Origin of the sequence: Arthrobacter sp. B0490, from assembly GCF_002929355.1 — a bacterium.
Lineage (GTDB): Bacteria > Actinomycetota > Actinomycetes > Actinomycetales > Micrococcaceae > Arthrobacter_D.
This window is the reverse complement of the sequence record NZ_PJIR01000092.1, coordinates 1-665: the sequence shown is the minus strand read 5'-3', so window position 1 is coordinate 665 and position 665 is coordinate 1. Positions and strand designations below refer to the sequence as shown.

Here is a 665-nt window from a genome sequence, read left to right as displayed (position 1 = left end):
GGATGGCCACGAGGTGCTGGCGCTGGAGCCGCAGCTACATGCGGTGGCTGGGCTGCTTTCGCCAAGCACCGGCATCATCGACAGCCACGCGCTGATGCTGGCACTGCTGGGCGATGCCGAGCGCCACGGCGCGGTGCTGGCGCTGAACGCGCCGGTAACGGCTATCGCCGCCAGTGACGACGGGCTGCATGTTTGGATTGGCGGCGCCGATCCGCTGCAGCTGCTGGCCCGCACCGTGGTGAACTGTGCCGGGCATGGCGCGCCCATCCTCGCCGCGAACACCGTGGGGTTGGACCCGGTGGCGCGGCCGCGGCAGTACTTCGCCAAGGGCAGTTATTTCAGCCTGGCCGGGCGCACACCGTTTCGCCATCTGGTCTATCCGCTTCCGGAACCCGGCGGGCTTGGCGTGCACCTGACCCTGGACCTGGCGGGCCAGGCGCGTTTCGGCCCGGATGTGCAGTGGCTCGAGGACCTGGACTACTGCATGGAGCCGGAACGGGCCAATGGCTTCTACGCGGCGATCCGCCGCTATTGGCCGGGGCTGCCGGACGATTCGCTGCAACCGGCCTACACCGGCATCCGCCCGAAGATCAGCGGGCCCGCCGAGGCGGCCGCGGACTTTTGCATCGACGGCCCGGCGCAGCACGGCATTGCCGGCCTGGTGA

At 69.8% G+C, this 665-nt stretch carries 1 protein-coding gene; it reads left to right on the top strand.

Translation table 11 applies throughout. The features are described 5' to 3' along the window. A partial coding sequence (locus CXQ97_RS20930) for an FAD-dependent oxidoreductase (RefSeq protein WP_146069742.1) occupies positions 1-665 on the top strand: 665 nt, incomplete at both ends.